The organism is Lentzea flava (genome assembly GCF_014648475.1).
GTDB classification, from domain to species: domain Bacteria; phylum Actinomycetota; class Actinomycetes; order Mycobacteriales; family Pseudonocardiaceae; genus Lentzea; species Lentzea flava.
The window spans coordinates 43176-66961 of record NZ_BMRE01000026.1 but is presented as its reverse complement, the minus strand read 5'-3'; the positions used below and the strand labels follow the sequence as shown (position 1 = coordinate 66961).

Sequence of the window (23786 nt, the reverse complement as noted above, 5' to 3'; positions counted from 1 at the left end):
GGGCACCATGCCAGTCCTTCTCGACGAGACCGGCGGCCTGGAGCTGCGCACGCCGCAGGAGGTTCTGCGCGTCGAACCCTGGGGCCCGCACGCCGTGCGCGTCCGCAGCGCCGTGACGGCGATCGGGAGCGGTCTGCCCGGCGCCCTCGCTTCGACACCACCACCATCACCCGGCGTCGAACAGACCGTCCTGGACGACGGCTCGGCCCGTCTGGTCAACGACAGGCTCACCGTCGAACTGGCTTCCACCGGCACGCTTCGGTTCGTGCACACCGCGACCGGCCGCGAACTCCTCGCCGAGAAACGGCCGCACCTGGGCCACAGCGGACCGCGGATCTTCACACCGCGGGGTGACGGCGGCTACCACGTCCAGCAGCACTTCGCCGCGTACGAGGACGAGCGGATCTTCGGCCTCGGCCAGAACCCGAACGGCCGGTTCGACCAGAAGGGCGTGGTGGTCGACCTGGTCCAGGCGAACGTCGTCGCCGCCATCCCGTTCCTGCACTCGTCGCGCGGCTACGGCCTGCTGTGGCACAACCCCGCGCTCGGCCGGGTGGAACTGGGCGCGGACGCCACGCGCTGGGTCGCCGAGTCCACCGGCCAGATCGACTACTGGATCACCGCGGGCGACACCCCCGCCGAGATCATGGCGAGTTACGCGGACGCCACCGGCCATCCGCCGTTGCTGCCGGAGTGGGCGAGCGGCTTCTGGCAGTCGAAGCTGCGCTACCGCGACCAGGAGGAGCTCCTCGCCGTGGCCCGCGAGTACGCCCGGCGCGACCTGCCGCTGTCCGTCATCGTCTGCGACTTCTTCCACTGGCCGCACATGGGTGACTGGCGCTTCGAACCCACCGAGTGGCCCGACCCGGCGGCGATGGTGAAGGAGCTGTCGGAACTCGGCGTCAAGCTCGCGGTGTCGGTGTGGCCCACGGTGGAACCGGGCAGCGACAACCACGAAGCGTTGCGCACGAACGGGTTGCTGGTCCGCGACATCCACGGTGGTCTGCTCACGAGCCACTGGCCGTCCCGCGAACCAGGACCCGCCTACCAACCGATGGCCTGGTACGACGCCACCCACCCGGAGGCCAGGAAGTTGTTGTGGCAGCAGCTGAGCGAGCACTACCACGCCAACGGGATCACGCTGTTCTGGCTCGACGCCTGCGAACCGGACGTGTCACCGCATCTCGCCGCTCGCGCGGTCTACGCCGCCGGTCCGGGCGCCCAGGTCGCCAACCTCTATCCGCTGCTGCACGCCCAGGGAGTGGCCGACGGCCTGCGGTCGACCGGCGAGGACCGTCCGCTCAGCCTGATCCGCAGCGCGTGGGCGGGCAGCCAGCGGCACGGCGCCGCGCTGTGGTCCGGCGACATCCCCACCACGTTCGAGTCGCTCACGACCCAGCTCCGGGCGGGCCTGAACGTCGCGCTGAGCGGCATCCCGTGGTGGAACACGGACATCGGCGGTTTCCACGGCGGCGACCCGGACGACCCGGCCTACCGCGAGGTCCTCGTTCGCTGGTTCCAGTACGGCACGTTCAGCCCGATCATGCGGCTGCACGGCGACCGGGCACCGAACCAGGCCTTCAGCACCTCGATGTCCGGCGGGCCGAACGAGGTGTGGTCCTACGGCGACGAGGCCTACGAGATCCTCGCAGCACACCTGCGCCTGCGCGAACGCCTGCGCCCGTACCTCGCCGAACTGTCCGAGGCCGCCCACCGCACCGGTGCTCCGCCGATGCGTCCGTTGTTCTTCGACTTCCCCGGTGACGGGCACGCGTGGACGGTCGACGACGAGTTCCTGCTCGGCCCCGACGTCCTGGTCGCACCGGTCACCGAGGCGGGGAGGCGGGCCCGGCCGGTGTACCTGCCGGCGGGAACCCGGTGGCAGGACACGGCGATCGGCACCGTCCACGATGGAGGGACGACCGTCGACGCCGCGGCGCCGCTCGACCACATCCCCGTCTTCGTCCGCGAAGGCGCCGCGGTGGGAGCAGCATTCGGACTCTGATTCAGTCCATGTGCCAGACCTCCTGCATCGGCGCCCACCACTGCCCGGACCCGGCCGGCATCAGCGACTCCTGGCACGGATCGGTGAACGTCCACCACCGCCGCGTCTCCGGGTCGGCGGCGATGCGCGCCTGGTCGGCTTCGTGGTCGTCACCGATGTACTCGTAGTAGCCGAACAACAAATCCCCGTGCAGGAAGATCGTGAAGTTCCGCATGTTCGCGTCGCGCATGGTCTGCTCGACGGCAGGCCAGACGGCGGAGTGTAGCCGCAGGTACTCCTCGCGTCGTTCCGGGCGAAGGCGGATCACCATGCCGTAGCGCTGTGGGCGGTCCATCGTTCTCCTTCAGGGCTGAGCGTTGAGCACGGCGGTTCCGTCGATCCTGGCCGGAAGCAGGCGATGGCCCGCGCGTTCCGGCCTGATGTGCGCGCCACCGGAGGCCGGGTGGGGGATGAGGTGACCGGCGGCGGCGATCGCCTCCTCGTCGAGGCGCACGCCCAGGCCGGGACTGTCGCCGAGGACGTAGGACCCGTCCTCGACGTGCAGATCGGCGGAGACGCCCACCGGTGGCTGGAGGTCCTGCAGTTCGCTCACCAGGTGGTTGGGGATCGACGTGGCGGCGTGCAGCAGGCCGACCGGCGTGGTGCCGATGGGGCTGATGGGAAGGTCGTGCGCGTGCGCGAGGGTGGCGACGCGCAGGAAGTGCGTGATGCCCCAGACCGCGGCCGTCTGCACGATGTCGACCGCTCCGGCCGCGATGAGCGACCGGTGTTGTTCGAGGCCGGTGAGGTTCTCGCCGGTGGCGACCGACGCACGCACGCCGCGGCTGACCACTGCGTGCCCTTCCGCGTCCCAGCGCCGCACCGGTTCCTCGATCCAGGTCAGGTCGAGGGTTCGTTCGATCTCACCGACGTGGCGCACCGCCTGTTTGCGCGTCAGTGCCTCGTTGACGTCGAGCATCAGGCTCGGCCGTGCGCCGTGACCGGCGTCGACGAACAGGTCGCGCAGCAGGGTGAGGCGGTGGCGGTCGCGGTCGACGTCGAGACCGCCCTTGAGCTTCGCCGCGCGCACGCCGAGCTCGGCGTAGGTCCGGTACACGGCAAGGAGTTCTTCGTCGTTCAGCGCGATGCACAGAGCCGAGGCGTAGGCGGGGACGCGGCGGTCGCGTCCGCCGAGCAGCCGCCACAGCGGTTCGCCCGCCGCCTGGGCCTTGATGTCCCACAACGCGGTGTCGAGGGCGCCGATGGTGCCGAACACCGCTCCGGCGTGGCCGGCCTTGAACGTCCGGCGCAACATCCGGTCGTAGAGCGCGGTGACCGAGCGCGGATCCTCGCCCTCGATGGCCGCGAAGACGTTCTCGATCTCCACGTGGGGGCCGAGCCCGACACCGGTGATGCCCTCGTCGGTCTCGACGACGACGAGCGGGACCCTGACGAGGCCGTCGGCGTACACCCCGTTGGCGTCACCGACCGGCCGGCCCCAGTCCTGGACCGTGGTGAGAGTCCGGTATGCCGTGATGCGCATGTCAGCCCTTCGTGGACCCGGCGGTGACCCCGTCGGCGATCTGGCGTTGCAGGAACAGGTAGACGACGAGGACCGGTACGGCGGCGATCAGCACACCCGAGGCGAACGTCGGGATGTCGTCGGAGTACTGACCGCGCAACGACGTGACGCCGACCATGAGCGTGCGGTGCTCGGCGGACGGCATCATCAGCAACGAGATGAGGACGTCGTTCCAGCAGAACAACGCGTTGAGCACGCCGACGGACAACAACGCGGGTGCGCCGATCGGCAGCATGATCCGCCAGTACACGCCGTACACGGTGTTCCCGTCGATGCGCGCGGCGTCGACGATGTCCGCCGGCACGGTCGAGTAGTAGCTCGTCAGCAGGAAGATCGTGAACGGCAGGAACTGCGCCACGTACGCGAGCACCAGCCCGGGATAGGTGTCGACGAGGCCGGTGTCCGCCATGATCCGCGCCAGCGGAACCATGATCACCTGGAACGGGATGAACAACGCGGCGAGCACGCCCAGGAAGAGCGTGGACGAACCGCGGAAGCGCAGCCTGGCGAGCGCGAAACCCGCCATCGACCCGATCAGCAGCAGCAGCAGCGCGACCGAGCACGCCACGACGATCACCGAGTTCAGGAAGTAGCGGGACATCCCGACACTCGTCCACGCCTTGACGATGTTGTCCCAGCTCAGCGAATCGGCCAGGGAGAACCTGTCGAGGACGTACTCGCGGCGGGTCTTCATGGCGACGTTGGTGGTGAACACGACGGGGTAGATCGTGGCCAGCGCGAGCACGGCCATCGGGATCGCGACGACCCATCCGGTCAACCGGGTGCGGGGCATTAATCCTCCTTTCCCGCGCGGCGCAGGATGCTGATCTGGGCCAGTCCCACCACGAGCATGATCAGGAACAGCGCGGTGGACGCCGCGGACGCGAGCGCGGGCTGGTTCATCTGTCCCTGCTGGATCCAGACGTAGTACTCGGGCAGGTACGTCGACCCCTCCGGCCCGCCGCTGGTCATCACGTACACCAGGCCGAACATCGACGTCAGCATGCCGATCATCGTGGTGACGAAGACGAACTGGATGGTGCGCGACAGGCTCGGGACGATGACGTGCCAGATGGTCTGAGGCAGCGACGCACCGTCCACTTTGGCCGCGTCCAGCAGCGAGGAGTCCAGCGTCGCGAACCCGGCGAGGAAGACGACCAGTGCCATGCCGAACGTCGCCCAGACGTGCACGCCGACGACCGCGAAGATCGCGACGTCCGGATCGCCGAGCCAGTCCACCGGCGGAATGCCCAGACCGCCGAGCAGCGCGTTGAACGGACCGTCGAAGGCCAGCAGCAGGTTGAAGATCGCGCCGACGATCACGGGGGAGAGCACGGCGGGGAAGAAGTAGACGCCGCGGTAGAGGCGGTGTCCCGGCACCTTCAGGAAGATGAACGTGGCGAGCAGGCCGGGAATCGCCACCGCCACCGGCAGCAACAGCACGAGCAGGCCGACGTTGCGCAACGCCGTGCGGAAGAGCGGATCGCCGAGCAGCGTCAGGTAGTTGTCGAACCCGACCGCCAGGCCGTTGCGGTCGCCGTCACCGGTGAACGAGAAGTTGATCCCGAGCACCAGCGGCCACAGTCGCAGCCCGGCGATGACGAGGACGGCCGGCGCGAGCAGGACCAGCGGTGCCAGGCGTTCGGCCCGCGAACCCCTGCGGTTGCGGCGCGACGACGCGGCCCCCGCTGTGGACGCCGGCACGGCGGCGTCCACAGCGGACAGTGACTGGGCGGCCACGCCGGTCAGCCCGTCTTGTCGGAGGCGGCCAGCTGCTGCAGCACCTCGTCCACCGTGATCGAGCCGCTGAGCAGCTGCTGGGAGAGACGGCCCATGAGGTCGACCGTCTTGGACCCCAGCGCGACGTGCAGGGCGGGCTTGCCGTTCTTCACGTCGGACACGATCGTCTTGACGGCCGGGCCGCCCGCGGAGGTGTCGATCGTGGTGTCCGAGGCGATCGCGCCGCCGTCCACGAAGAACGCCTTGAGCGCGTCGGTCGAGGTCAGCGACCGCACCAGGTCCGCGGCGAGCTTCTGGTCCTTCGTCCACTTCGCGACGGCGTACCCGATGCCGCCGTCGTAGGGCAGGCTCGGCTTTGCCGCCGGGTTGACCTGGGGCGCGACCGTGACACCGACCTTCTCCGGGGTGAGGAACTCGGCGAAGTCCTTCCAGTGCCCGACGTCCGACATCAGGCCGATGATGTTGGCGGCCTTGCCGGAGTTGAAGGACGCGAACGCGTCGTTGAACATCGCGGTGGAGTTGGCGCCGTCGGTGTTCAGCCCGGTGTCACCGGCCTGCTTCCAGAGCTCGAAGATCTTCTTGACGTCCGGCGAGGACCAGTTGCGCTTGCCCGCGATCCAGTCGTCGTACTCCTGCGGCGTCAGCACCGCGGAACCCAGGGCGGACAGCCAGAACTGGATGCCGACGCCTTCCTTGTTGCCCAGCGAGAAGCACTTCGCGCCGGTCTTCTGGGTGATGACACCGCAGTTGCGGATGAACTCGTCCAGCGTCTTGGCGGGAGCGTCGGGGTTGAGGCCGGCTTTCTGGTAGAGGTCCTTGTTGTAGTAGATCGGGTGGCCCTGCAGCGTCACCGGTTCCGCGTAGATCTTGCCGCCCTTGGTGAACGCGTCCCACCCGGCGAGCCGCTGTTTGTCGTCGGCGACGTAGGAGTCCAGCGGGGCGAGCGCGTCGGACCGGTCGCGGATCTGCCCGCCGCCGTTGAACAGGATGACGTCGGGTCCCTTGCCGGACTGGATGGCCGCGCCGAGCAGGGTGTAGTACTGGTCGAAGGGCTGGGCCACGAACTCGACGGTGACGCCGGGGTGCTTCTTGGCGAAGTCCTCCTTCGCCTTCTGGACGTAGCCGGCCGCCTTCGCGTCGCCCGACTTCCAGTCCCAGACCACGAGTTTGTCGCTCGAACCGCCGGACGAGTTGCCGGGCCCTGACGCGCTTCCGCACCCGGCGGCGGTCAACGCCAGCCCCACCACGAGGGCGGCAGTCCATGGTGTGCGCTGCTTCATCGCTGCTCACTTCCCGAGAGACGGTGGCCGGGCGCGGTGAGAGGCCCGACGAGGTGGGGCTGAACGTAATTCGTATGACGTATTACGTCAACGCCTGTTTGACGGTACACTCCCCGCCATGACTGCACCAGGCCAGCGGCCCAGCGCACCGGAAGCCCCGAGCTGGGCGCGCCGGCCGATGAACCTGACCGGGGCGATCACGACCGAGCTCGTGGGCCGCATCGTGCGCGGTGAGCACGCTCCCGGAACGTCGCTGCCGCCGGAACCCGCGTTGTGCGAGTCCTTCTCGGTGAGCAGGACCGTCATCCGCGAAGCGATGAAAGTGCTGCAGGAGAAGGGTTTGGTCCAGGTGCGGCAGGGTGCGGGCACGATGGTCACCCCGCCGTCGATGTGGAACATGCTCGACGAGCTCGTCCTGGGCGCGGTCGTCGCCGAGGACGAGACGCTGGGCGTGCTGGACGACCTGGTGGTCACGCGCCGGTTGCTGGAATCGGACATGGCGCAGGTCGCCGCCCGCACCGCCGATGCGGAAACCGTTGCGGCGCTTCGTGATCTCGTCGACCGCATGGAGCAGGTGCTGCACGATCCGGTCGCCTACCGCGAGTACGACCACGCGTTCCACGACACGATCATGCGAGCTTCCGGCAACCGCATCGCGAGAGGTGTGGTGCGAGCGCTGGAAAGCCAGGTCTTCCACACCGCCCGCTACACCGGCCGCACCGATCGCGACCTGTGCGCGGCGTCGAACCGCGGGCACCGCCTGATCTGCGAACGCATCGCGGCAGGCGATGCGGCCGGTGCGGCGGAAGCCATGTTCACCCACATCACCGAGGCCTGGCTCGTGCGCCGCAGCGACGCAGGAGAGCCCGGCCGTCTCGACCGTTAGGTCTATCGGCGTGCATCCGTTGGCGGACAGGGGTTCCGCCTGTGCGGCGTGCGCTCACCCGGCAAGCAACCGACGAACGGAGCGACTGATCATGGCTGACTTCGACGGGCTGGTGGCGCTGGTCACCGGCGGCGGCTCGGGCATCGGCCGGAGCACGGCCGAGCTGTTGTCCGGCCGCGGTGCGCGGGTCGCCGTGCTCGACCTCGCGGCGAACGATCTGCCGGACGGCATGCTCTTCGTGCGAGCGGACGTCACGGACGACCAGAGCGTCCGCGATGCGGTGGACGCGGTGGTCGCGCACTTCGGCGGCCTCGACATCGTGATCAACAACGCGGGCATCGGTGCGCAGGGCGACGTGAGCGCTGCGACCGATGACGAGTGGCTGAAGGTGTTGAACGTCAACGTGGTCGGGATGGCCAGGGTGGCGCGCGCGGCGTTACCGCACCTGCGGAAGTCCCGTGCCGCCGCCATCGTGAACACCGGCTCCATCGCGGCCACCGCGGGTCTGCCGCAGCGGGCCGTGTACTCGGCGAGCAAAGGCGCGGTGCACGCGCTGACCCGTGCTCTTGCAGCCGACCACGTCCGCGAGGGCATCAGGGTGAACGCGGTCGCGCCCGGCACCGCCGACACGCCGTGGGTGCAGCGGTTGCTCGACTCGGCACCGGATCCGGCTGCCGAGCGCGCGGCGCTGGAGGCCAGGCAGCCGCACGGCCGGTTGGTCAGCGCCGACGAGGTCGCCGGGGCGATCGCGTACCTCGCGAGCCCGTTGTCGGGTTCCACCACCGGAACCGTGCTCGCCGTCGACGGTGGCATGGACGGGCTGAGGTTGCGTCCCCGTGGCTGACGTCCTGAGCAGGCTGGGACTCGGCACCTCACCGCTGGGCAACCTCTACGCCGAGGTGACCGACCGCGAGGCCCGTGCCGTGGTCGACGCGGCGTGGGAGGCCGGAATCCGGATCTTCGACACCGCACCGCACTACGGGCTCGGGCTCGCGGAGAAGCGGCTCGGCGCGGCGCTGAAGGACCGCCCTCGCGACGAGTTCGTGTTGTCCACCAAGGTGGGCAGGCTGCTCGTGCCCGACCCGTCCGGAGCGGATCGGCTCGACGACGACGGGTTCGCGGTTCCGGCCCGATGGCGCCGCGTGTGGGACTTCAGCGCGGACGGCGTGCGGAGGAGCCTGGAGTCGTCGCTCGAACGGCTCGGGCTCGACCGGGTGGACGTGGTCTACCTGCACGACCCGGACGACCACTGGGACGAGGCCTTCGGCGAGGCGTTGCCCGCGCTGGCGGAACTGCGCGAGCAGGGCGTCATCGGCGCGATCGGGGCCGGGATGAACCAGTGGCAGATGCTCGCCCGGTTCGTGCGCGAGTCCTCTGTGGACACGATTCTGCTCGCCGGCCGGTACACGTTGCTGGAACAGCCCGCGCTGGACGAGCTCCTCCCGTTGTGCGCCGAGCGCGGGGTCGACGTGCTCGCCGCCGGGTTGTTCAACTCCGGTCTGCTGGCGCGCCACGACGTGCCGGACGACGCCACCTACGACTACCGGACCGCACCGGCGGACGTGGTCGGCCGCGCCAGGCGGATCGCCGCGGTGTGCGCCCGGCACGGCACGACGCTGCCGGCCGCCGCGCTGTGGTTCCCGTTCGGGCACCCGGCGGTGACCGGCGCGCTGATCGGGGCTCGCACCGAAGCCGAGCTCACCGCGAACGTGGCGGCCTTCGCCGCGCCTCCGCCGCCGGAGCTGTGGGCTGACCTGCGTGCCGAAGGACTGCTCGCGGCCGGTGTGCCGACTCCGTGATCCCGCTGACGAGAACAGAGTGAGGTAGGCAATGCGCCTGCTGCGTGTGGGCGACCCCGGCGCCGAGGTTCCCGCGGTGCTGGACGACGCCGGTCGCGTGCGCGATCTGCGCGCGGTGACGAGTGAGATCAACGGCGACTTCCTGGCGGACGGTGGTGTCGCGCGGGTGCGCGACGCCCTGAGCGGTCTGCCGGAGCTGGACGCCTCGGGGCTGCGGATCGGCGCGCCCGTCGCCCGTCCCGGTGCCCTGGTGTGCATCGGGCTCAACTACTCCGACCACGCGGCGGAGACGTCGGCGGAACCGCCCAGCGAACCCGTGGTGTTCATGAAGAACACCAACACCGTCATCGGGCCGAACGACACGGTGCTGGTGCCCAGGAAGAGCGTGAAGACCGACTACGAGGTGGAGCTGGCCGTCGTGCTCGGGGACACCGCGCGATACCTGGAGAGCCCGCAGCACGCGGCGGCGGTGATCGCCGGCTACGCGATCTCCAACGACGTCAGCGAACGCGAGTTCCAGATCGAGCGCGGCGGCCAGTGGACGAAGGGCAAGTCCTGCGAGACGTTCAACCCGCTGGGGCCGTGGCTCGTCACCGCGGACGAGGTGGGCGACCCGCAGGCACTCGGCCTGAAGCTGAGCGTGAACGGCGAGCTCCGGCAGGACGGCAACACCAAGAACATGCTCTTCGGGGTGCACCACATCATCTGGTACCTCAGCCAGTTCATGGTGCTCGAGCCCGGTGACGTGGTGAACACGGGCACGCCCGCGGGGGTGGCGCTCGGCGTCAACGACTTCGAGTACCTGCGCGAGGGTGACACGGTCGAGCTCAGCATCGACCGTCTGGGTGCGCAGCGGCAGCGGATCGGGCAGGCGTGATGCGCCGGATCGACGCCCACCACCACCTGTGGGATCTCGCTGCCCGGCCGCAGGACTGGCTGTCCGGCCCGATCCGCCGTTCGTTCTCGCCCGCGGACCTGCGTGCGGTGGCCGAACCGGCGGGCGTGGACGCCACCGTGCTGGTCCAGGTGCTGAACGACATCGACGAGACGGCGGAGTTCCTCGCCGTCGAATCCGACCTCGTGGCGGGCGTTGTCGGGTGGGTCGACCTGACCGCGCCCGACGTCGCCGAGCAGCTCGACCGGTTGCGGTCGGGTCCTGGTGGCGACCGGCTGGTGGGCATCCGGCACCTGGTGCAGTCCGAGCCCGACCCGGACTGGCTGATGCGTCCCGACGTGATCGCCGGGCTGCGTGCGGTGCGCGACGCCGGGCTCGTGTACGACGTGCTGACCCGTCCACATCAGCTCCCCGCGGCGCTGATGGCGGTGCGGGCGGTGCCGGACATGGTGTTCGTGCTGGACCATCTGTCCAAACCGGACATCGCCGGTGGTCTGGTCGAACCCTGGGCCACCCACCTCGCGGCGCTGGCCGCGGAACCGAACGTGACCGCCAAGCTGTCCGGTCTCGTCACCGAGGCCGGTCCGGAGTGGTCCGTCGACGCGCTGAAGCCCTACGTGGACGTTGCCCTGGCGGCGTTCGGGCCGGACCGGTTGATGGTCGGTTCGGACTGGCCCGTGTGTCTGCTCGCCGCCTCCTACTCCGAGGTCTTCGACGCGGCTTCGGCTCTGTGCTCCGGTCTGTCCGCCGCCGAGCGCTCCGAGCTCTTCGGTGGCACGGCGGCCCGCGTCTACGGGTTGGGAACTCGCTGATGGAAAAGGTTCGACTGGCTTACGGCGAGACTGGCCTGGACCTGCTGTGCGATCCGGCGGTGACCACGGTCGTGACTCCTCGCCACCACCCGGTTTCCGCACCACCGCAGGAGATCCTCCGCAAGGCGTTACGTGCTCCGGTCGCAGGCCCGCCGCTGCGCGAGCGCGTGCGTCGTGGCCAGACCGTGGCGATCTCGGCCTGCGACGGCACGCGCCCGCAGCCGCGCCACCTGATGATCCCGGCGATCCTGGAGGAGCTCGACGGCCTGGTCGACCTCGACGACGTCGTGGTGCTGGTCGCGACCGGCACGCACCGGGGCAACTCCCCGGCCGAGCTGCGCGAGATGTTCGGTGACGCGGTCGTCGACTCGGTCCGGATCGTCAACCACGACGCGCGTGACCGGAGCAGCCTGACGTGGATGGGTGAGCTCGGTGCTTCCGTGCCGGTGTGGCTGAACAGCGAATGGGTCGATGCGGACGTCCGCATCACCACCGGTTTCGTCGAACCGCACTTCTTCGCCGGCTTCTCGGGAGGCCCGAAGCTGGTCGCACCCGGTCTCGCGGCGCTGGAAACCGTGCTGGTGCTGCACGACGCCCGCCGGATCGGTCACCCGCAGGCGGCGTGGGGGATCATCGAGGGCAACCCGGTGCACGACGACGTGCGCGCCATCGCGGCCGCCACCGGCGTGACGTTCGGCTTCGACGTGGTCCTGAACCAGGACAAGGAGGTCGTGGCGGCGTTCGGCGGCGACCTGCTCGAGATGCACGCTTCGGCCGTGCGCACCGCACGCGGCGTCGCGATGCAGCCGGTGCCGCACCTGTTCGACGTGGTGGTGACGACCAACTCCGGCTATCCGCTGGACCAGAACCTGTACCAGTCGGTGAAGGGCATGTCGGCGGCCTTCCAAGTGGTGAAGCCGGGCGGCACGATCGTGTGCGCGGCGGAGTGCCGTGACGGCTTCCCCGATCACGGTTCGTACCGGGCGGTCCTGGCGTCGGCCGGCTCGCCCGCCGAGCTGTTCGAGTCGATCTCCGCGCGCACGGTCACCGAACCCGACCAGTGGCAGGTGCAGATCCAGGCCCGCATCCAGTCCGCGTGCCGGGTCGTCATGCACACCTCGTACCTCAGCGACGCGGACCTGGCCAGTGCTCACCTCTCCCAAACCACGGACATCTCTTCTTTCGTGGCCGAGGCTCTGGCGTCGGCGGGCCCGGATGCCCGCTTGTGCGTGCTGCCAGAGGGTCCGCAGACGATTCCGTACGTCGCCGGGACTCCGCGATGACCGCCCCGGTGCTGATCTGCCTGGACAAGTTCCGCGGCTGCCTCACTGCGGCCGAGGCCAGCTCGGCCGTGGCGGTCGGCGTGACCGCGGCGGGCGGATGCGCGGTGACGATACCGGTGGCGGACGGCGGCGAGGGCACTCTCGCCGCGTTGGCCGGCGTCGGCTACCGGTTGGTGCACGCCGACGTGAGCGGACCCACCGGCCGTCCCCTGCGTGCCGCGTTCGCCGTGCGAGGCGCCCGCGCCGTGATCGAAATGGCCAGGGCGAGCGGCCTGGACGTGGTGCCGGGCCGCCCGGCACCACTCGTGGCCGACAGCCACGGCACGGGCGAACTGATCCGTGCCGCCCTCGACCACGGCTGCCTGGACATCGTGCTGGCCGTGGGCGGCAGCGCCACCACCGACGGGGGAGCGGGCCTGCTGCGAGCCCTGGGTGCCGTCATCACCGACGCGCGCGGCGTCCCGGTGGGTCCGGGAGGTGCCGCTCTGACGACCGCGGCCCACATCGATCTGTCCACCTTGGACTTCCGGCTCCGTCTGGCACGCGTGACTCTCGTGTCCGATGTGGACAATCCGTTGACCGGACCTGCCGGCGCCGCTTTCGTGTTCGGCCCGCAGAAGGGCGCTTCGCCGCGGGACGTGGAGGTGCTGGAGCGAGGGCTGCGCCGGTTCGCCTCGGTGGTGGCTGCCGCGATCGGCCGTGACCTGAGCTCCGCGCCCGGTGCGGGTGCCGCTGGTGGCACCGGCTTCGCGGCTCTGGCGGCTCTCGGTGCGCGGCGTGTTGCGGGCGCGTCCTTCGTTCTCGACGAGCTCGGCGTTGCGGAGGCGATGCGGGAGGCGTCGCTGGTCGTGGTCGGCGAGGGGCGGTTCGACGAACAGAGCCTGCGCGGCAAGGCCCCGGTCGGCGTGGCCTCGCTGGCGCGGCGGCACGGTGTGCCGGTCGTGGTGGTCGCCGGTGACGTCCGGCTTTCCGCCGAACGGCTGCGCGAGATCGGCGTGGTCGGTGCGTGGTCGTTGCTGGATCGTGCCGGGAGTCTCGATGCCGCGATCGGCAGGGCGCCGGCGTTGCTCGCGGAGATCGGGCGGGAGCTGCCCGGCGTCGTAGCGCGAGGAGGTGCGGCATGACCGGATCCGACGCGGTCGATCTCGGCTTCGCCAGGGTGGACATCGCCCGAGAGGCCCGCCAGGGCCTGCCCGAGGTCATCTACGGCACCGGCAAGACGGCCGCCGAGATCGCCTCGATCGCGCAGACGTTGTTGCGGCACAACACCGGCCCGGTGCTCGCCACCCGCGTCGACGCCTCGACAGCGGCCTCCGTCCTCGACGCGGTGGGCAACGGCACCTACGACGCCCAGGCCCGCCTGCTCGTCTGGCGCCCAGCCGCACCGGTCGGGTTCACCGTGGTCGTGGCCGCAGCCGGCACCGCCGACCAGCCTGTTGCCCACGAGGCCGCGGCCGTCGCCACCGCGGCGGGTCTCACCGTCACCACCGTCACCGACGTGGGGGTGGCGGGCCTGCACCGGCTCCTCGCCGAGCAGGACCGGCTGCGCGCCGCGGACACCGTCATCGTCGTGGCCGGGATGGAAGGCGCTCTGGCCAGTGCGATCGGCGGGCTGGTGGCCTGCCCGGTGGTCGCGGTTCCCACGTCCACCGGCTACGGCGCGGGGCTGGAGGGCATCACCGCGTTGCTCGCCATGCACGCGTCCTGCGCGGCCGGCATCACCGTGGTGAACATCGACTCCGGGTTCGGTGCGGCCATGGCCGCGTTCCGGCTGTCGCGGGTGGCGCGATGAGCCGGGTCTGCGTCATCTCGCCGTTCACGGGTCTGGCCGGGGACATGCTGCTCGCCGCCCTCGTCGACGCCGGTGCACCGCTGGACGCGATCCGCGCCGCCGTGGCCGACACCGGGCTCACCGGCTGGGACCTCACCGTCCCGCAGGTGCTCACCCGAGGGATCACGGCCAGGAGGGCGGTCGTGTCGGTGTCGGACGACGCCACCAGCCGCAGGGCGGAGGAACTGATCGCCATGGCCGGCCGCGTCCGCGACCGCACGGTGGCGGACATCGCCACCAGGACGTTGCGCGCGATCGCCGAAGTCGAGGGACGCCTGCACGGCGAGGATCCCGGCGAGGTGCACCTGCACGAGCTGGGCGGCCACGACACGCTCGTCGACGTCGTCGGGGTGGCGGCCGCCCTGCGCGCGATGGACGTCAGCACCGTCCACTGTGAACCGCTGCCGCTCGGCACCGGCGAGGTCCGCACCGCCCACGGCGTCCTGCCCTGCCCGGCCCCGGCGACGGCGGCGCTGCTCGAAGGAGCGGTCGTCACCGGAACGGCGCTGCGAGGCGAGACCGTCACCCCGACCGCGGCCGCACTCCTGCGCGCACTGGACGCCGACTACGGCCCGCCACCCCCGATGCGGCTGACCGCCACCGGCTACGGGGCGGGCACGCGGACACTGCCCGACCGCCCCAACATCGCGGTCGTGCGGCTCGGCGAGGTGGCGACGGCGCGGGTGCGCGACCTGGTGTTGCTGGAGACCAACCTCGACGACGTGAGCGGCGAGGTGCTCGGCTACGTCGTCGGCCACCTGCTCGACCGGGGCGCGCTCGACAGCTGGGTCACGCCGGCCGTGATGAAGAAGGGACGACCGGCACACGTCCTGCACGCCCTCGCGACTCCCGAGACGGCCGACGAGATCGAGGGTCTGATGTTCGCCGAGACCGGAACGCTCGGCGTGCGGCGCAGCGAAGTGCGCCGCACGGCCGCGGACCGGACCACGGACGTCGTCCACGTCCACGGCATGCCGGTGCGACGCAAACACGGCCCGCACCACGGCAAGCCCGAGTACGACGACGCCGTCGCGGTGGCCAGGCAGACGGGGTTGCCGTTGCGCACGGTGCTGGGGCTGGCGACACCGCCCAACCTGGAGGGGCGTTGATGGACGCGCGGGTGGTTGTGGGCTTGGCTGAGATCGGCGCGGTCGTTGTCGTGGTGGCGGAAGGGGAGCGTTGATGGACGCACGGGTGGTTGCGGGCTTGGCCGAGATCGGCTCACTCGCCGTGGCCAGGCGGTCCGTGCTGGTCGTGGCGGCGGAAGGGGAGCGTTGATGGACGCACGGGGGGTTGCGGGCTTGGCCGAGATCGGCCTACTCGCCGTGGCCAGGCGGTCCGTGCTGGCCTTGGCCCCGAAAGAGGAGCGTTGATGCACACACAGCTCGTTACCCGCCTGGCCGAAATCGGCCCACTCGCCGTGGCGTTCTCCGGCGGCGCCGACTCCGCCCTGGTCCTCGCCGCCGCCGTCCGCGCGAACGGACCCGAGGCGGTCCTCGCGGTCACCGCCAACTCCGCCAGCCTGGCCGCCGCGGAACTCGAGCACGCCAAGGTATTCGCCGAAGCCCAAGGCGTCCGCCACATCACCCCGAACACCACCGAACTGGACAACCCCGGGTACGCCGCGAACGGCCGCGACCGTTGCTACTTCTGCAAATCCACGGTTCTGGACGCCATCACGACCGAGGCGCGGAAGCACGGGCTGACGGCGGTCGCGACCGGGACCAACGCCGACGACGCCGTCGACCCGTTCCGGCCGGGCATCCGCGCCGGTGACGAGATCGGGGTGCACACCCCGCTGCGAGACCTGGGCATGAGCAAGGCCGACGTCCGCGCCCTGAGCCGCCGGTGGGGACTGTCCACGTGGGACAAACCGGCGATGCCGTGTCTGGCGAGCCGGGTGCGGTACGGGCTCACGATCACGCCCGCGCGTCTGGCCAGGGTCGAACGGGCCGAGGTGGCCGTGCGGGCCTGGCTCGCCGCGCACGGGCGGCGAACCAAGGATCTGCGGGTGCGCGATCTCGGGGACGTCGGACGGGTCGAGCTCGACCCGGAGCTCGCCACGGACGAGATCCGGGCCGCGCTGGCCGGCGTCGTCCGTGCGGCCGGGTTCGACGGTGCCGAGCTCACGGCGTTCCGGTCAGGCGCGCTCAACCATCAGGCCGACCAGCTCGTGCCACCCCGCCTCGATCCGTTCCAGGGACATGCCGTGGTTGCGGATGAGGTGGTCCACCAGCACGACGTCGACTGACGACAGCAGCGTGTGGGCGAGCAGTTCGGCGTCGGCGTCCGGGAGGGCCGCGTGCAGCAGTGCCGCGACGTGGGTGTGGCGCACTCGCTGCGCCGGCACCGAGAACCGTCGCTCGGCGACGGGCTCGGCGGCCAGGTAGAGGCCCAGGTGGGTGCGTTCGTGGCGGAGCAGGGCCGGTCCGAACGCCCGCAGCCGCGCACGCGGGTCGGCGCCGGGGCCGAGTGGTGGCGGGCCGCTGATGAACGCCTCCTGGAACTGCCGCTCCGAGTGGTCGAGCAGGGCCTGGAGCAGGCCGTTGCGGTCGCCGAAGCGGCGGGACACCGTGCCCTTGCCGACCCCGGCCTCGGCGGCCACGGACTCCATCGTGATGGCGGCTGCGCCGTGTTCGGCCGCCAGCCGGGCGGCGGCCTCCAGCAGGCGCGCCCGGTTCCGCACCGCGTCCGCGCGGAGCTGTGTTTCCGCGCCGATGAGGGGCAGAGGTGTGCTGTCGATCACGTTCACAGCCTACTGGGAAGGTAAACGGGCCGCGTCCCGTTTACGGTGAGGACCGTTACACACAGCCTGCACTCGGGAGTAAGTCATGGCCGTCCGCATCCTCACCCTCGTCGGCAGCCTCCGCGCCGGATCGCACAACCGCAGGCTCGCCGAGGCCGCCGCGCAGATCGCGCCGGAGCATATCGAGGTCAACGTGTACGAGGGCCTGGACACCGTGCCGTTCTACAACGAGGACATCGACGTCGAGGGCAGCGTTCCCGCCGCCGCGGTCAAGCTGCGCGAGGCCGCTTCCGAGGCGGACGCGCTGCTCCTGGTCTCGCCCGAGTACAACGGCACCATCCCGGCCGTGCTGAAGAACGCCATCGACTGGCTGTCGCGCCCCTACGGCGCGGGTGCCCTGTCCGGCAAGCCGGTCGCCGTCGTCGGCACCGCGTTCGGGCAGTACGGCGGTGTCTGGGCGCAGGACGAGGCCCGCAAGGCCGTCAAGATCGCGGGCGCCGAGGTCGCCGAGGACCTGACCCTGTCGATCCCCGGCTCGGTGGTCCGGTTCGCCGAGCTGCACCCCGTCGACGACCCCGAGGTCACCGAGAAGCTGGGCGCGGTGATCGAGGGCCTGGCCGCGCGCGCCGCCGCCACCGTCTGACCTGAACCTCAAAGGGTCCCCATCTCGACGATCCGGTGCTTGATCCCGTACGTGACCGCCGCGGTGCGGGAGTCGACACCGAGCTTGCCGAAGATGTTGGACACGTGCCGGTGAACCGTGCGCTCGCTGAGGTGCAACTCCGCGGCGATCGCACGGTTCGCCTTGCCTCTGGCCATGAGGCGGAGGACCTCGACCTCGCGTCGGGTCAGCCCGTGCGTCCCGGCCTCGGCCGCGCCGATCCGGTCGAGCACTGCCAGATCCGGACGGGCGCCGAGTCGCTCGAACGTCCGCCTGGCCGCGGTGAACTGCAGCCGTGCGCCGTCGTGGTCGGCGAGCGCGCGGCAAGCCTGTCCGATGAGGACGTTCAGCTTGGCCACCTCGTGCGGGGCGTTCTGGTCCTCCCAGATGCCGGCGGCACGCCGCAGGAGTGGCAACGCGCCCGCGGGATCGCCCTCGGCAAGGGCCAGTTCGCCCCTGGCGGCGGATCTCTCGGCCTCGATCACCGGCATCGGCAGCTCCGCCGTGATCTCCTCGAGCTCGGTCACCGCGTCCCTGGCCGCCTGGATCTTCCCGTCCTCGAGGTGGATGGTGACCGCGGCCTTCAGCAGGTCGATGCGCTCTGGCCGCGAGGTCACCTCGGTCAACGCCCTGCGCACACCCGCTGACGCGGCGTCTGCGTCCCCTTCGGCGAGCCTGAGGAGGGCGAGTCCCGGCTGGATCGGGCAGCCGTGCTCCGCCGCGCGGCGGTAGGCGTCCTCGGCGGCGTCCCACTCGCCGCGCAGCCGCCGGACCTCACCGAGCTGGTAGTACGCGTGGCCGCAGATCCACCCGGTGTGGCCGTCGAGGTCGTCGCAGACCGCGGCGATCTCGTCGAGGGCATCCGGCCAGGCGCCGCCCAGGCACATCAGCCGCGAGCGGTAGATGCGGCAGTTACCGAGGTACGCGCCTCCCAGGCTGCTCAGCGAGTCGAGCCACCCGGCCATCGACCGGTTCCAGGCCTGGGCGCGCGCGAAGTCGCGGGCCAGACAGCACCCGCGGACGGCGGCGCAGTAGATCCACGGGGTGACCCGCGGCGACAGACCGTCGTCGTGGAGCACGGCCATCGCCTCCTCCAGGCGATCGAGCCCGTCCTGGAGCCGTCCGTCGTCGATCAGGGTCTGGCCCCACATGCTCAACGCCCAGGGCACCACCTCGCCGCTGTTCTCGCGGACGATCGCCCCCAGCAGCTCTCCCGCGCGAGAGCGGTCGCCCGTCGTTCTCTCGAACATCACCTCGGGGATCTTCAGCCACGGGTTGGTGACCGGGCCCAGGATGCGGCTCGTCTGCTGGAGCCAGCCGTTCGCCTGGACGAGCTGGTTGGTGTTCAGCAGCACCCACCACAGCCAGAACGCGACCTGCGCCGCGGCGTCGAGCTCGCCGGCGGCGACCCGCAGGTCGAACACGCGGCGGAGCAGGCCTGCCGCCTCGTCACCCCGTGCGCAGACCTGGGCCGCCTCGGCGAACGCTTCCAGGTCCTCGACCCCGAGCGGCTCTTCGACGTCCGCCGCCGCGTACTCCCCGCACGCCTCCTCCCACCGGGAGTCCCGGTGCAGCTCCCGTGCGCGGGTCAGGTGTGCCGTGGCGACGGCATCCATGCCCTCAGCATGACCCTCCTCAGTGGAATTGGGTAGTTGTACCCACGCCCCCGGACACCAGTTGGCGGCCAATGCCGATCCGGACGGCGCTCCCGGAGCAGAAGCTCGCCACACGAGTCCTGCGAACCAGGGAGTGTGCGATGAGGACGACGAACGTGAACGGCGTCGAGCTGGCCTACGACGTCCGGGGTGAAGGGGAACCGGTGCTGTTCGTGCACGGCGCCATCTGGGCGGACTTCCTCCGTCCGCTGGCCGGGCAGTCCGCGTTCGACGGGTTCCGCAGAATCCGCCACCACCGGCGCGGGTACGGCAGCAGCGGCGGAACAGCGGCCGGCTTCGACGTGCAGGCGGCCGACGTCGTCGCGCTGCTGGACCACCTCGGGGTGGACCGGGCGCACGTCGTGGGTCACTCCGAGGGCGCGATGATCGCCCTGGTGCTCGCGGCCGCCCACCCGGACCGGGTGCGGTCGCTGGCCCTGCTCGAGCCGCTGCCGTCGAGCAGCTGGCTGGTGACGAGCGACTACGCGGACCTGCTGGGTGCGCTGGGGCCGGCGTTCGAGGCGATGGCGGGTCGTTACCAGGCGGGTGACATCGCGGGCGCTTACGACGCGCTCTTCGAGCCGACGGGCCTGGACTGGCGTGCGGCCGCGAAGGCAGCCGGGCCCGATGTCCTCGAGCAGGGGATGGCGGACGCGGCGACGTTCGTCGAAGGAGAAGCGTCCGCACTGGTCGGGTGGGACTACGGGGCCGGGCACGCGGCGGCGGTCGACTGCCCGGTGCTGTCGTGGAGCACGGCACCGGAGAACGCGATCACGCCCGCGACGCGCGCGTTCCTGCGGGAGTTGTTCCCGCGGTGCGAGGAGTGCGTTCTCGAAGGTGGAGACCACTTCTCCGTCACCACGAACCCCGCGGCCGTCGCCGAGCAGATCGCCCAGTTCATCGTGCGGCACAACGTCACCGTGTGACGTGAGGTCCGGCCGCGGTGCGGAAGGGCACCGCGGCCGGAACCGTCTCACGCGGTGCAGGCCGCCTGGTTGAGCGTCACGGCCGAAGGTGTTGCCGTCGTGCCGTTGGCCGTGAAGCCGAGCGATACGGCCGCTCCTGGCGCAAGGGACGGGCTGTGCGACGGCGCCGTCACGGTGACCGTGGTGCCGGACTGGCTGAAGGTGCCGTTCCAGCCGTTGGACACGGTCACTCCGCTGGGCAGCGTGAACGCCACGGTCCACGGGTTGGCGGCGCTCGTGCCGGTGTTCGTGACGGTCAGCGCGCCCTGGAAGCCGCCCTGCCACGAGTTGTCCAGCTTCCACGCCGTCTTGCACCCGCCCGTGCCGCCGCCACCCGTCGTGGTGGTCGTCGTCGGGCCGGGCCCGCCACCGGTGGGCGGGATCAGGTACGGCTGCAGGATGTTCTGCTTCGCCTGGTTCACCGTGGTCCAGTCGTCGCCGACGATGCCGCCGGTGTCACCGGAGTTGGGGTTCCACGACCAGTAGGTGAACGAGATGCCGTCGACGCCGGTCCCGGTGTAGGCCATCAGCTTCTCGAGCCACACCTTGTCGACGGGGTTCGCGAGCGTCGTGCCGAACTCGCCCATCATCAGCGGCGCGATGTTCTGCTTGTACAGGTAACCCCAGTACTTGTCCCAGATCCCCGGCATGTTCGCCGGGTAGTCCGGTGCGCTGAACCACGGCTGGTTGTAGACCGAGGTCGCGTACTCGTGCGGCGAGTACACCAGCCGGTTCGGCACGGACAGCCGCACCGGGAACTGGCCGGCCTTCGACAGGTTCCCGCCCCACCAGCCGCAGTCCTCGTCGTTGGACGGGTCGCCGTCCCACACGTTCGACAGCCCGCCGCTCGGGCAGCTCACGCCCTCCACGAAGATCAGCCAGTTCGGCTGCACGCCCAGGATCGCGTTGCCAGCCCGTTCGGCGGCCAGCCGCCAGTCGCGGCTGGTGTCGCCGCAGCCCCAGCACGAACCGGTCGCCGCCGGGTTGGTGCCCTCGGCGTGCGGCTCGTTGTGCAGGTCGGCGCCGATGACCGTGGTGTTGCCCGCGTACCGCTGGGCGAGCATCTTCCAGTCGTTGATCCACGTGCTCTCCGGAACGCCCGCCGTGTACCAGAGGGCGGACTGGCCCGCGCTGGTCGGGCGGTGCCGGTCGAGGATCACCCGCATCCCCTTCTGGCCCGCGTAGCCGATCACCTTGTCGAGGATCTGCAACGGGGACAGCCCGACCAGGTCGGGATTGGTGTAGTCGTTGATGCCGGTGGCCCTGGCGTCGGGCTTCAGGGCGTCGTTGGAGAACGGGATCCGCAGGGTGTTGTAGCCCAGCTGCGCCATGTGGTCGAGCTGCTGGCGCCACGTGACGCTGGCCCACAGACCGTGGAACGTCTTGTTGTCGGTCTCCATGCCGAACCAGTTGATGCCGGTCAGCCGGACCGTCGCGCCGGTGCTGTCCAGGATCTTGTTCCCGCTGGTGTGCAGGTATCCCGTGCCCGTGCCGCCGGCCGCCGCCACCGTCGCGACCTGACCGGCCGTGGCGATGGAGACCATCCCGCCCGCGGCCACCACAGCCGCGAGCAGAGCGCCGAGAACCTTGTGCCGCCGCTTCATTCGCTCTCCTTTGAGCAAGGCGTTCCGTTCAACGTGAAGGCCGTCGGCGGGATGTTCGGCCCGGTGTAGCTGCCGACGAAGCCGGTGCCGACGGTCGCGTTCGGTTCGATGCGGGTGGAGCCGGTGACCGTCACCGCGCGGCCGGTCTGGGTCCACGTCGCGTTCCAGCCGGAGGACACCTGCTGCAGACCGGTGGGCCAGCTGAAGGTCAGCGTCCAGTCGGTGATCGGCTGGGTTCCGGTATTGGTGATGTCGACGCCGCCGACGAACCCGCTGCTCCAGTCGCTCACGTTGGTCAGCCGGACCCGGCAGGTGCTCTGCGCCGGGCTGCCGGTGGTGACGGTGAGCGGGGGAGACGACCACGACAACGCACCTGCGGCGTCCCGCGCCAGCACGTTGACCGTGTACCTGCTGCCGGGGTTGAGGTTCCCGGCGGTGAACGAGGTCCCGGACGTCTCGCCCCACTGCTCGCTCGTCGTGCCGAGCTGGCGGTGGACCTCGTACTTCACCACGCCCGGCACGGACGGCCAGGTGATCGTCGCGGTCCGGTCGGTGGCCGAGCCGGTCGGCTGTCCCGGCGCCGCGGGGAGCGTCGCCTGGCCGGACGGGTGCAGCACGAGCGTGGTGAGCGAGAACGGCGGCAGCGTCTGGCTGGCGGCACTGCCGCCCGTGGACGTCACGATCCCGGTCGCGCCGTTGGTGAAGGTGTGGACGGTCGGCGCGGCAGAAGAAGGTGTGTAGCCGGAGTAGTCGATGCTGACCGTGCGCGGGTTGTTCTCGTCGGAGTTGAGCAGCAGCACGGCGAGATCACCGTTGGGCCGGCGTGCCGCGTGCGCCCGGACCGCCGGATCGCCGGAGCCCGCACGGACGAGCTGGTCGCCGGGGCGGGCGAAGAGGCTCAGCATCTTGACCGCGTGGTACGGCGCGAACGGGGTGTTCAACGGCGGCTCGCACGGGCCTTCCTGTGTGCACCCACCGCTGGAGAGCAGGCCGAAGTCGTCGAAGTCGGGCTGACCGCCCACTGTGGACGGCTTGCCGGGTCCGTTGTGGACGTTCCACCAGTCGACGGTGAACACCCCGTTCTCCAGCAACGAGGTGTAGGCCTCCGCGGCGAAGAGCGCGCCGGGCTGGGTGTTGCGGCCGTACGTGGTGTTCAGCTCGGTCATGGCGATGCCGATGCGGTCCGCGTCCGGCCCGGCGTACCGGCTGATCTGCTGACGCAGCAGGTACATCATGTCGGGGATCTGGTCCGCGTTCGCCAGCACCTGTGCCGTCGTGGACCCGCCGGGGTACCAGTGCACGATGACGAAGTCCACGTGCGGCCCCGCGATGGACAGCACGGTCTGGTTCCAGTTCGCGGCGTCGCCGGTGCCGACGATCGCGTCCGGCCAGTTCGCCGGAGTCGTGAGCACCGCGCCGACCTTGATGGTGGGGTCGACCGCCTTCATCGCCTGGGCGAACGCGACGGTCTCCCTGGCGTACCCGGCAGGGCTCTTGTCGGGGTGGTTGTCGGCCTCCCAGTTGGCTCCGTAGTGGCCGTTGCCGTAGAGCTCGTTGCCGATCTCCCAGTACTTCACGCCGTAGCCCTTGGTGATGTTGGCGTGCCGGACCCAGTCGGCGGCTTCCTGGGGTGTGCCGGTGCCGTAGTTCGCGATGACGATCGGTTGCGCCTGTGCTCTGCGCACACCTGCCATGAACGAGTCGAAGTCGGTGTTCGGCGCCACGTACCCGCCCGGCGCCGTGTGGTCCTTCCAGTGGTAGATGTCGCCGTACGAACCACCGGGATACCGCATCATCCGCACACCGGCGTCCCCGAGCAGGTCGTTCACCGCGTTCGTGCCGAGCTGGCTGTCCCAGATCGCGTGGTTCACGCCGATCGCGGTGTCCGGCACGGTGGCAAGCCCGGCCTTCGCGTTGACCACGACCGTGGCGTCCGGTGCTCCGGCCGCGGTGCTCGCCATCGCGGGCAGGCAGGCCGCGACGAGCGCGATCACCAGGAGAAGCCTGCGGCGTGCCATGCGCATCACGTCCTCGTCGACGGTTTCTGGGAGCGCTCCCAGAGT

The 23786-nt window shown here is 70.6% G+C and carries 22 protein-coding genes; 13 read left to right on the top strand and 9 right to left on the bottom strand.

Annotated elements, in window-relative coordinates:
- The first annotated feature begins 7 nt into the window (after nucleotides 1–7).
- Entirely contained in the window at nucleotides 8–2005 is a 1998-nt protein-coding gene (locus IEZ09_RS26605) for a glycoside hydrolase family 31 protein (RefSeq protein ID WP_189256494.1), read from the top strand.
- Between the two features lies 1 nt (nucleotide 2006).
- Here IEZ09_RS26605 and IEZ09_RS26600 read toward each other — a convergent pair whose 3' ends face one another.
- From IEZ09_RS26600 to IEZ09_RS26580, 5 genes are read right to left on the bottom strand one after another with little or no spacing between them, the layout of a single operon-like run.
- Nucleotides 2007–2339, bottom strand: coding sequence for an L-rhamnose mutarotase (locus IEZ09_RS26600; RefSeq protein WP_189256493.1), 333 nt, complete (start codon nucleotides 2337–2339; stop codon nucleotides 2007–2009).
- Nucleotides 2340–2348: 9 nt separating this feature from the next.
- Nucleotides 2349–3527 (bottom strand): mandelate racemase/muconate lactonizing enzyme family protein, encoded by a 1179-nt coding sequence (locus IEZ09_RS26595; RefSeq protein ID WP_189256492.1) that lies wholly within the window; start codon nucleotides 3525–3527, stop codon nucleotides 2349–2351.
- A 1-nt stretch (nucleotide 3528) separates the two neighbouring features.
- Complete coding sequence (locus IEZ09_RS26590) at nucleotides 3529–4359, bottom strand: carbohydrate ABC transporter permease (protein WP_189256491.1); 831 nt, start codon at nucleotides 4357–4359, stop codon at nucleotides 3529–3531.
- A complete protein-coding gene (locus tag IEZ09_RS26585) occupies nucleotides 4359–5306 on the bottom strand; it encodes a carbohydrate ABC transporter permease (protein WP_229812980.1) in 948 nt (315 codons plus the stop codon). The genes IEZ09_RS26590 and IEZ09_RS26585 overlap by 1 nt, the downstream gene beginning before the upstream one ends.
- 5 nt (nucleotides 5307–5311) lie before the next feature.
- Nucleotides 5312–6586: an ABC transporter substrate-binding protein gene (locus IEZ09_RS26580; RefSeq protein ID WP_189256490.1), complete on the bottom strand. Its 1275-nt coding sequence runs from the start codon at nucleotides 6584–6586 to the stop codon at nucleotides 5312–5314.
- Between the two features lie 118 nt (nucleotides 6587–6704).
- Between IEZ09_RS26580 and IEZ09_RS26575 the strand changes: the two genes are divergently transcribed.
- The 10 genes from IEZ09_RS26575 (at nucleotide 6705) to larE (ending at nucleotide 16343) form a co-directional block, all read left to right on the top strand.
- On the top strand, nucleotides 6705–7472 hold the full coding sequence (locus IEZ09_RS26575; RefSeq protein ID WP_189256489.1) for a FadR/GntR family transcriptional regulator: 768 nt from the start codon (nucleotides 6705–6707) through the stop codon (nucleotides 7470–7472).
- Nucleotides 7473–7563: 91 nt separating this feature from the next.
- Complete coding sequence (locus IEZ09_RS26570; protein WP_189256488.1) at nucleotides 7564–8316, top strand: SDR family NAD(P)-dependent oxidoreductase; 753 nt, start codon at nucleotides 7564–7566, stop codon at nucleotides 8314–8316.
- Nucleotides 8309–9271, top strand: coding sequence for an aldo/keto reductase (locus IEZ09_RS26565; RefSeq protein WP_189256487.1), 963 nt, complete (start codon nucleotides 8309–8311; stop codon nucleotides 9269–9271). Before IEZ09_RS26570 ends, IEZ09_RS26565 begins: the two co-directional genes overlap by 8 nt.
- Nucleotides 9272–9302: 31 nt before the next feature.
- Nucleotides 9303–10148, top strand: a complete 846-nt coding sequence (locus IEZ09_RS26560; protein ID WP_189256486.1) for a fumarylacetoacetate hydrolase family protein — start codon at nucleotides 9303–9305, stop codon at nucleotides 10146–10148.
- Nucleotides 10148–10978, top strand: coding sequence for an amidohydrolase family protein (locus IEZ09_RS26555; RefSeq protein ID WP_189256485.1), 831 nt, complete (start codon nucleotides 10148–10150; stop codon nucleotides 10976–10978). The genes IEZ09_RS26560 and IEZ09_RS26555 overlap by 1 nt, the downstream gene beginning before the upstream one ends.
- Nucleotides 10978–12261, top strand: coding sequence for a nickel-dependent lactate racemase (gene larA / locus IEZ09_RS26550; RefSeq protein ID WP_189256484.1), 1284 nt, complete (start codon nucleotides 10978–10980; stop codon nucleotides 12259–12261). The genes IEZ09_RS26555 and larA overlap by 1 nt, the downstream gene beginning before the upstream one ends.
- A complete protein-coding gene (locus IEZ09_RS26545; protein WP_189256483.1) occupies nucleotides 12258–13385 on the top strand; it encodes a glycerate kinase in 1128 nt (375 codons plus the stop codon). The genes larA and IEZ09_RS26545 overlap by 4 nt, the downstream gene beginning before the upstream one ends.
- Complete coding sequence (larB, locus tag IEZ09_RS26540; protein ID WP_189256482.1) at nucleotides 13382–14053, top strand: nickel pincer cofactor biosynthesis protein LarB; 672 nt, start codon at nucleotides 13382–13384, stop codon at nucleotides 14051–14053. The genes IEZ09_RS26545 and larB overlap by 4 nt, the downstream gene beginning before the upstream one ends.
- A complete protein-coding gene (gene larC / locus IEZ09_RS26535) occupies nucleotides 14050–15201 on the top strand; it encodes a nickel pincer cofactor biosynthesis protein LarC (protein WP_189256481.1) in 1152 nt (383 codons plus the stop codon). The genes larB and larC overlap by 4 nt, the downstream gene beginning before the upstream one ends.
- A gap of 263 nt (nucleotides 15202–15464) precedes the next feature.
- Nucleotides 15465–16343 carry an ATP-dependent sacrificial sulfur transferase LarE gene (gene larE, locus IEZ09_RS26530; protein WP_189256480.1) on the top strand — a complete coding sequence of 293 codons (879 nt, stop codon included), beginning with the start codon at nucleotides 15465–15467 and terminating at the stop codon, nucleotides 16341–16343.
- Here larE and IEZ09_RS26525 read toward each other — a convergent pair.
- Entirely contained in the window at nucleotides 16233–16838 is a 606-nt protein-coding gene (locus tag IEZ09_RS26525; RefSeq protein ID WP_229812979.1) for a TetR/AcrR family transcriptional regulator, read from the bottom strand. The two genes, larE and IEZ09_RS26525, sit on opposite strands and share 111 nt — an antisense overlap.
- 85 nt (nucleotides 16839–16923) lie before the next feature.
- Between IEZ09_RS26525 and IEZ09_RS26520 the strand changes: the two genes are divergently transcribed.
- The gene (locus tag IEZ09_RS26520; RefSeq protein ID WP_189256478.1) at nucleotides 16924–17481 is read left to right on the top strand and encodes an NADPH-dependent FMN reductase; all 558 of its coding nucleotides are present in this window, start codon (nucleotides 16924–16926) and stop codon (nucleotides 17479–17481) included.
- Between the two features lie 8 nt (nucleotides 17482–17489).
- Here IEZ09_RS26520 and IEZ09_RS26515 read toward each other — a convergent pair whose 3' ends face one another.
- Entirely contained in the window at nucleotides 17490–19115 is a 1626-nt protein-coding gene (locus IEZ09_RS26515; RefSeq protein WP_189256477.1) for a response regulator transcription factor, read from the bottom strand.
- Nucleotides 19116–19255: 140 nt separating this feature from the next.
- Between IEZ09_RS26515 and IEZ09_RS26510 the strand changes: the two genes are divergently transcribed.
- Nucleotides 19256–20080, top strand: coding sequence for an alpha/beta fold hydrolase (locus IEZ09_RS26510; protein ID WP_189256476.1), 825 nt, complete (start codon nucleotides 19256–19258; stop codon nucleotides 20078–20080).
- Between the two features lie 47 nt (nucleotides 20081–20127).
- On the opposite strand, the gene IEZ09_RS26505 is transcribed toward IEZ09_RS26510, so the two are convergent.
- Together IEZ09_RS26505 and IEZ09_RS26500 are read right to left on the bottom strand one after the other, a co-directional pair.
- Nucleotides 20128–21723: a cellulase family glycosylhydrolase gene (locus IEZ09_RS26505; protein WP_189256475.1), complete on the bottom strand. Its 1596-nt coding sequence runs from the start codon at nucleotides 21721–21723 to the stop codon at nucleotides 20128–20130.
- The gene (locus IEZ09_RS26500; protein WP_189256474.1) at nucleotides 21720–23747 is read right to left on the bottom strand and encodes a cellulose binding domain-containing protein; all 2028 of its coding nucleotides are present in this window, start codon (nucleotides 23745–23747) and stop codon (nucleotides 21720–21722) included. Before IEZ09_RS26500 ends, IEZ09_RS26505 begins: the two co-directional genes overlap by 4 nt.
- Nucleotides 23748–23786 lie beyond the last annotated feature (39 nt).

Bases quoted from the DNA above. Each gene is read 5' to 3' on its own strand.
- IEZ09_RS26605 (WP_189256494.1), top strand. From the start codon at position 8: ATGCCAGTCCTTCTCGACGAGACCGGCGGCCTGGAGCTGCGCACGCCG.
- IEZ09_RS26600 (WP_189256493.1), bottom strand. From the start codon at position 2,339: ATGGACCGCCCACAGCGCTACGGCATGGTGATCCGCCTTCGCCCGGAA.
- IEZ09_RS26595 (WP_189256492.1), bottom strand. From the start codon at position 3,527: ATGCGCATCACGGCATACCGGACTCTCACCACGGTCCAGGACTGGGGC.
- IEZ09_RS26590 (WP_189256491.1), bottom strand. From the start codon at position 4,359: ATGCCCCGCACCCGGTTGACCGGATGGGTCGTCGCGATCCCGATGGCC.
- IEZ09_RS26580 (WP_189256490.1), bottom strand. From the start codon at position 6,586: ATGAAGCAGCGCACACCATGGACTGCCGCCCTCGTGGTGGGGCTGGCG.
- IEZ09_RS26575 (WP_189256489.1), top strand. From the start codon at position 6,705: ATGACTGCACCAGGCCAGCGGCCCAGCGCACCGGAAGCCCCGAGCTGG.
- IEZ09_RS26570 (WP_189256488.1), top strand. From the start codon at position 7,564: ATGGCTGACTTCGACGGGCTGGTGGCGCTGGTCACCGGCGGCGGCTCG.
- IEZ09_RS26560 (WP_189256486.1), top strand. From the start codon at position 9,303: ATGCGCCTGCTGCGTGTGGGCGACCCCGGCGCCGAGGTTCCCGCGGTG.
- IEZ09_RS26555 (WP_189256485.1), top strand. From the start codon at position 10,148: ATGCGCCGGATCGACGCCCACCACCACCTGTGGGATCTCGCTGCCCGG.
- larA (WP_189256484.1), top strand. From the start codon at position 10,978: ATGGAAAAGGTTCGACTGGCTTACGGCGAGACTGGCCTGGACCTGCTG.
- IEZ09_RS26545 (WP_189256483.1), top strand. From the start codon at position 12,258: ATGACCGCCCCGGTGCTGATCTGCCTGGACAAGTTCCGCGGCTGCCTC.
- larB (WP_189256482.1), top strand. From the start codon at position 13,382: ATGACCGGATCCGACGCGGTCGATCTCGGCTTCGCCAGGGTGGACATC.
- larC (WP_189256481.1), top strand. From the start codon at position 14,050: ATGAGCCGGGTCTGCGTCATCTCGCCGTTCACGGGTCTGGCCGGGGAC.
- larE (WP_189256480.1), top strand. From the start codon at position 15,465: ATGCACACACAGCTCGTTACCCGCCTGGCCGAAATCGGCCCACTCGCC.
- IEZ09_RS26520 (WP_189256478.1), top strand. From the start codon at position 16,924: ATGGCCGTCCGCATCCTCACCCTCGTCGGCAGCCTCCGCGCCGGATCG.
- IEZ09_RS26515 (WP_189256477.1), bottom strand. From the start codon at position 19,115: ATGGATGCCGTCGCCACGGCACACCTGACCCGCGCACGGGAGCTGCAC.
- IEZ09_RS26510 (WP_189256476.1), top strand. From the start codon at position 19,256: ATGAGGACGACGAACGTGAACGGCGTCGAGCTGGCCTACGACGTCCGG.
- IEZ09_RS26505 (WP_189256475.1), bottom strand. From the start codon at position 21,723: ATGAAGCGGCGGCACAAGGTTCTCGGCGCTCTGCTCGCGGCTGTGGTG.
- IEZ09_RS26500 (WP_189256474.1), bottom strand. From the start codon at position 23,747: ATGCGCATGGCACGCCGCAGGCTTCTCCTGGTGATCGCGCTCGTCGCG.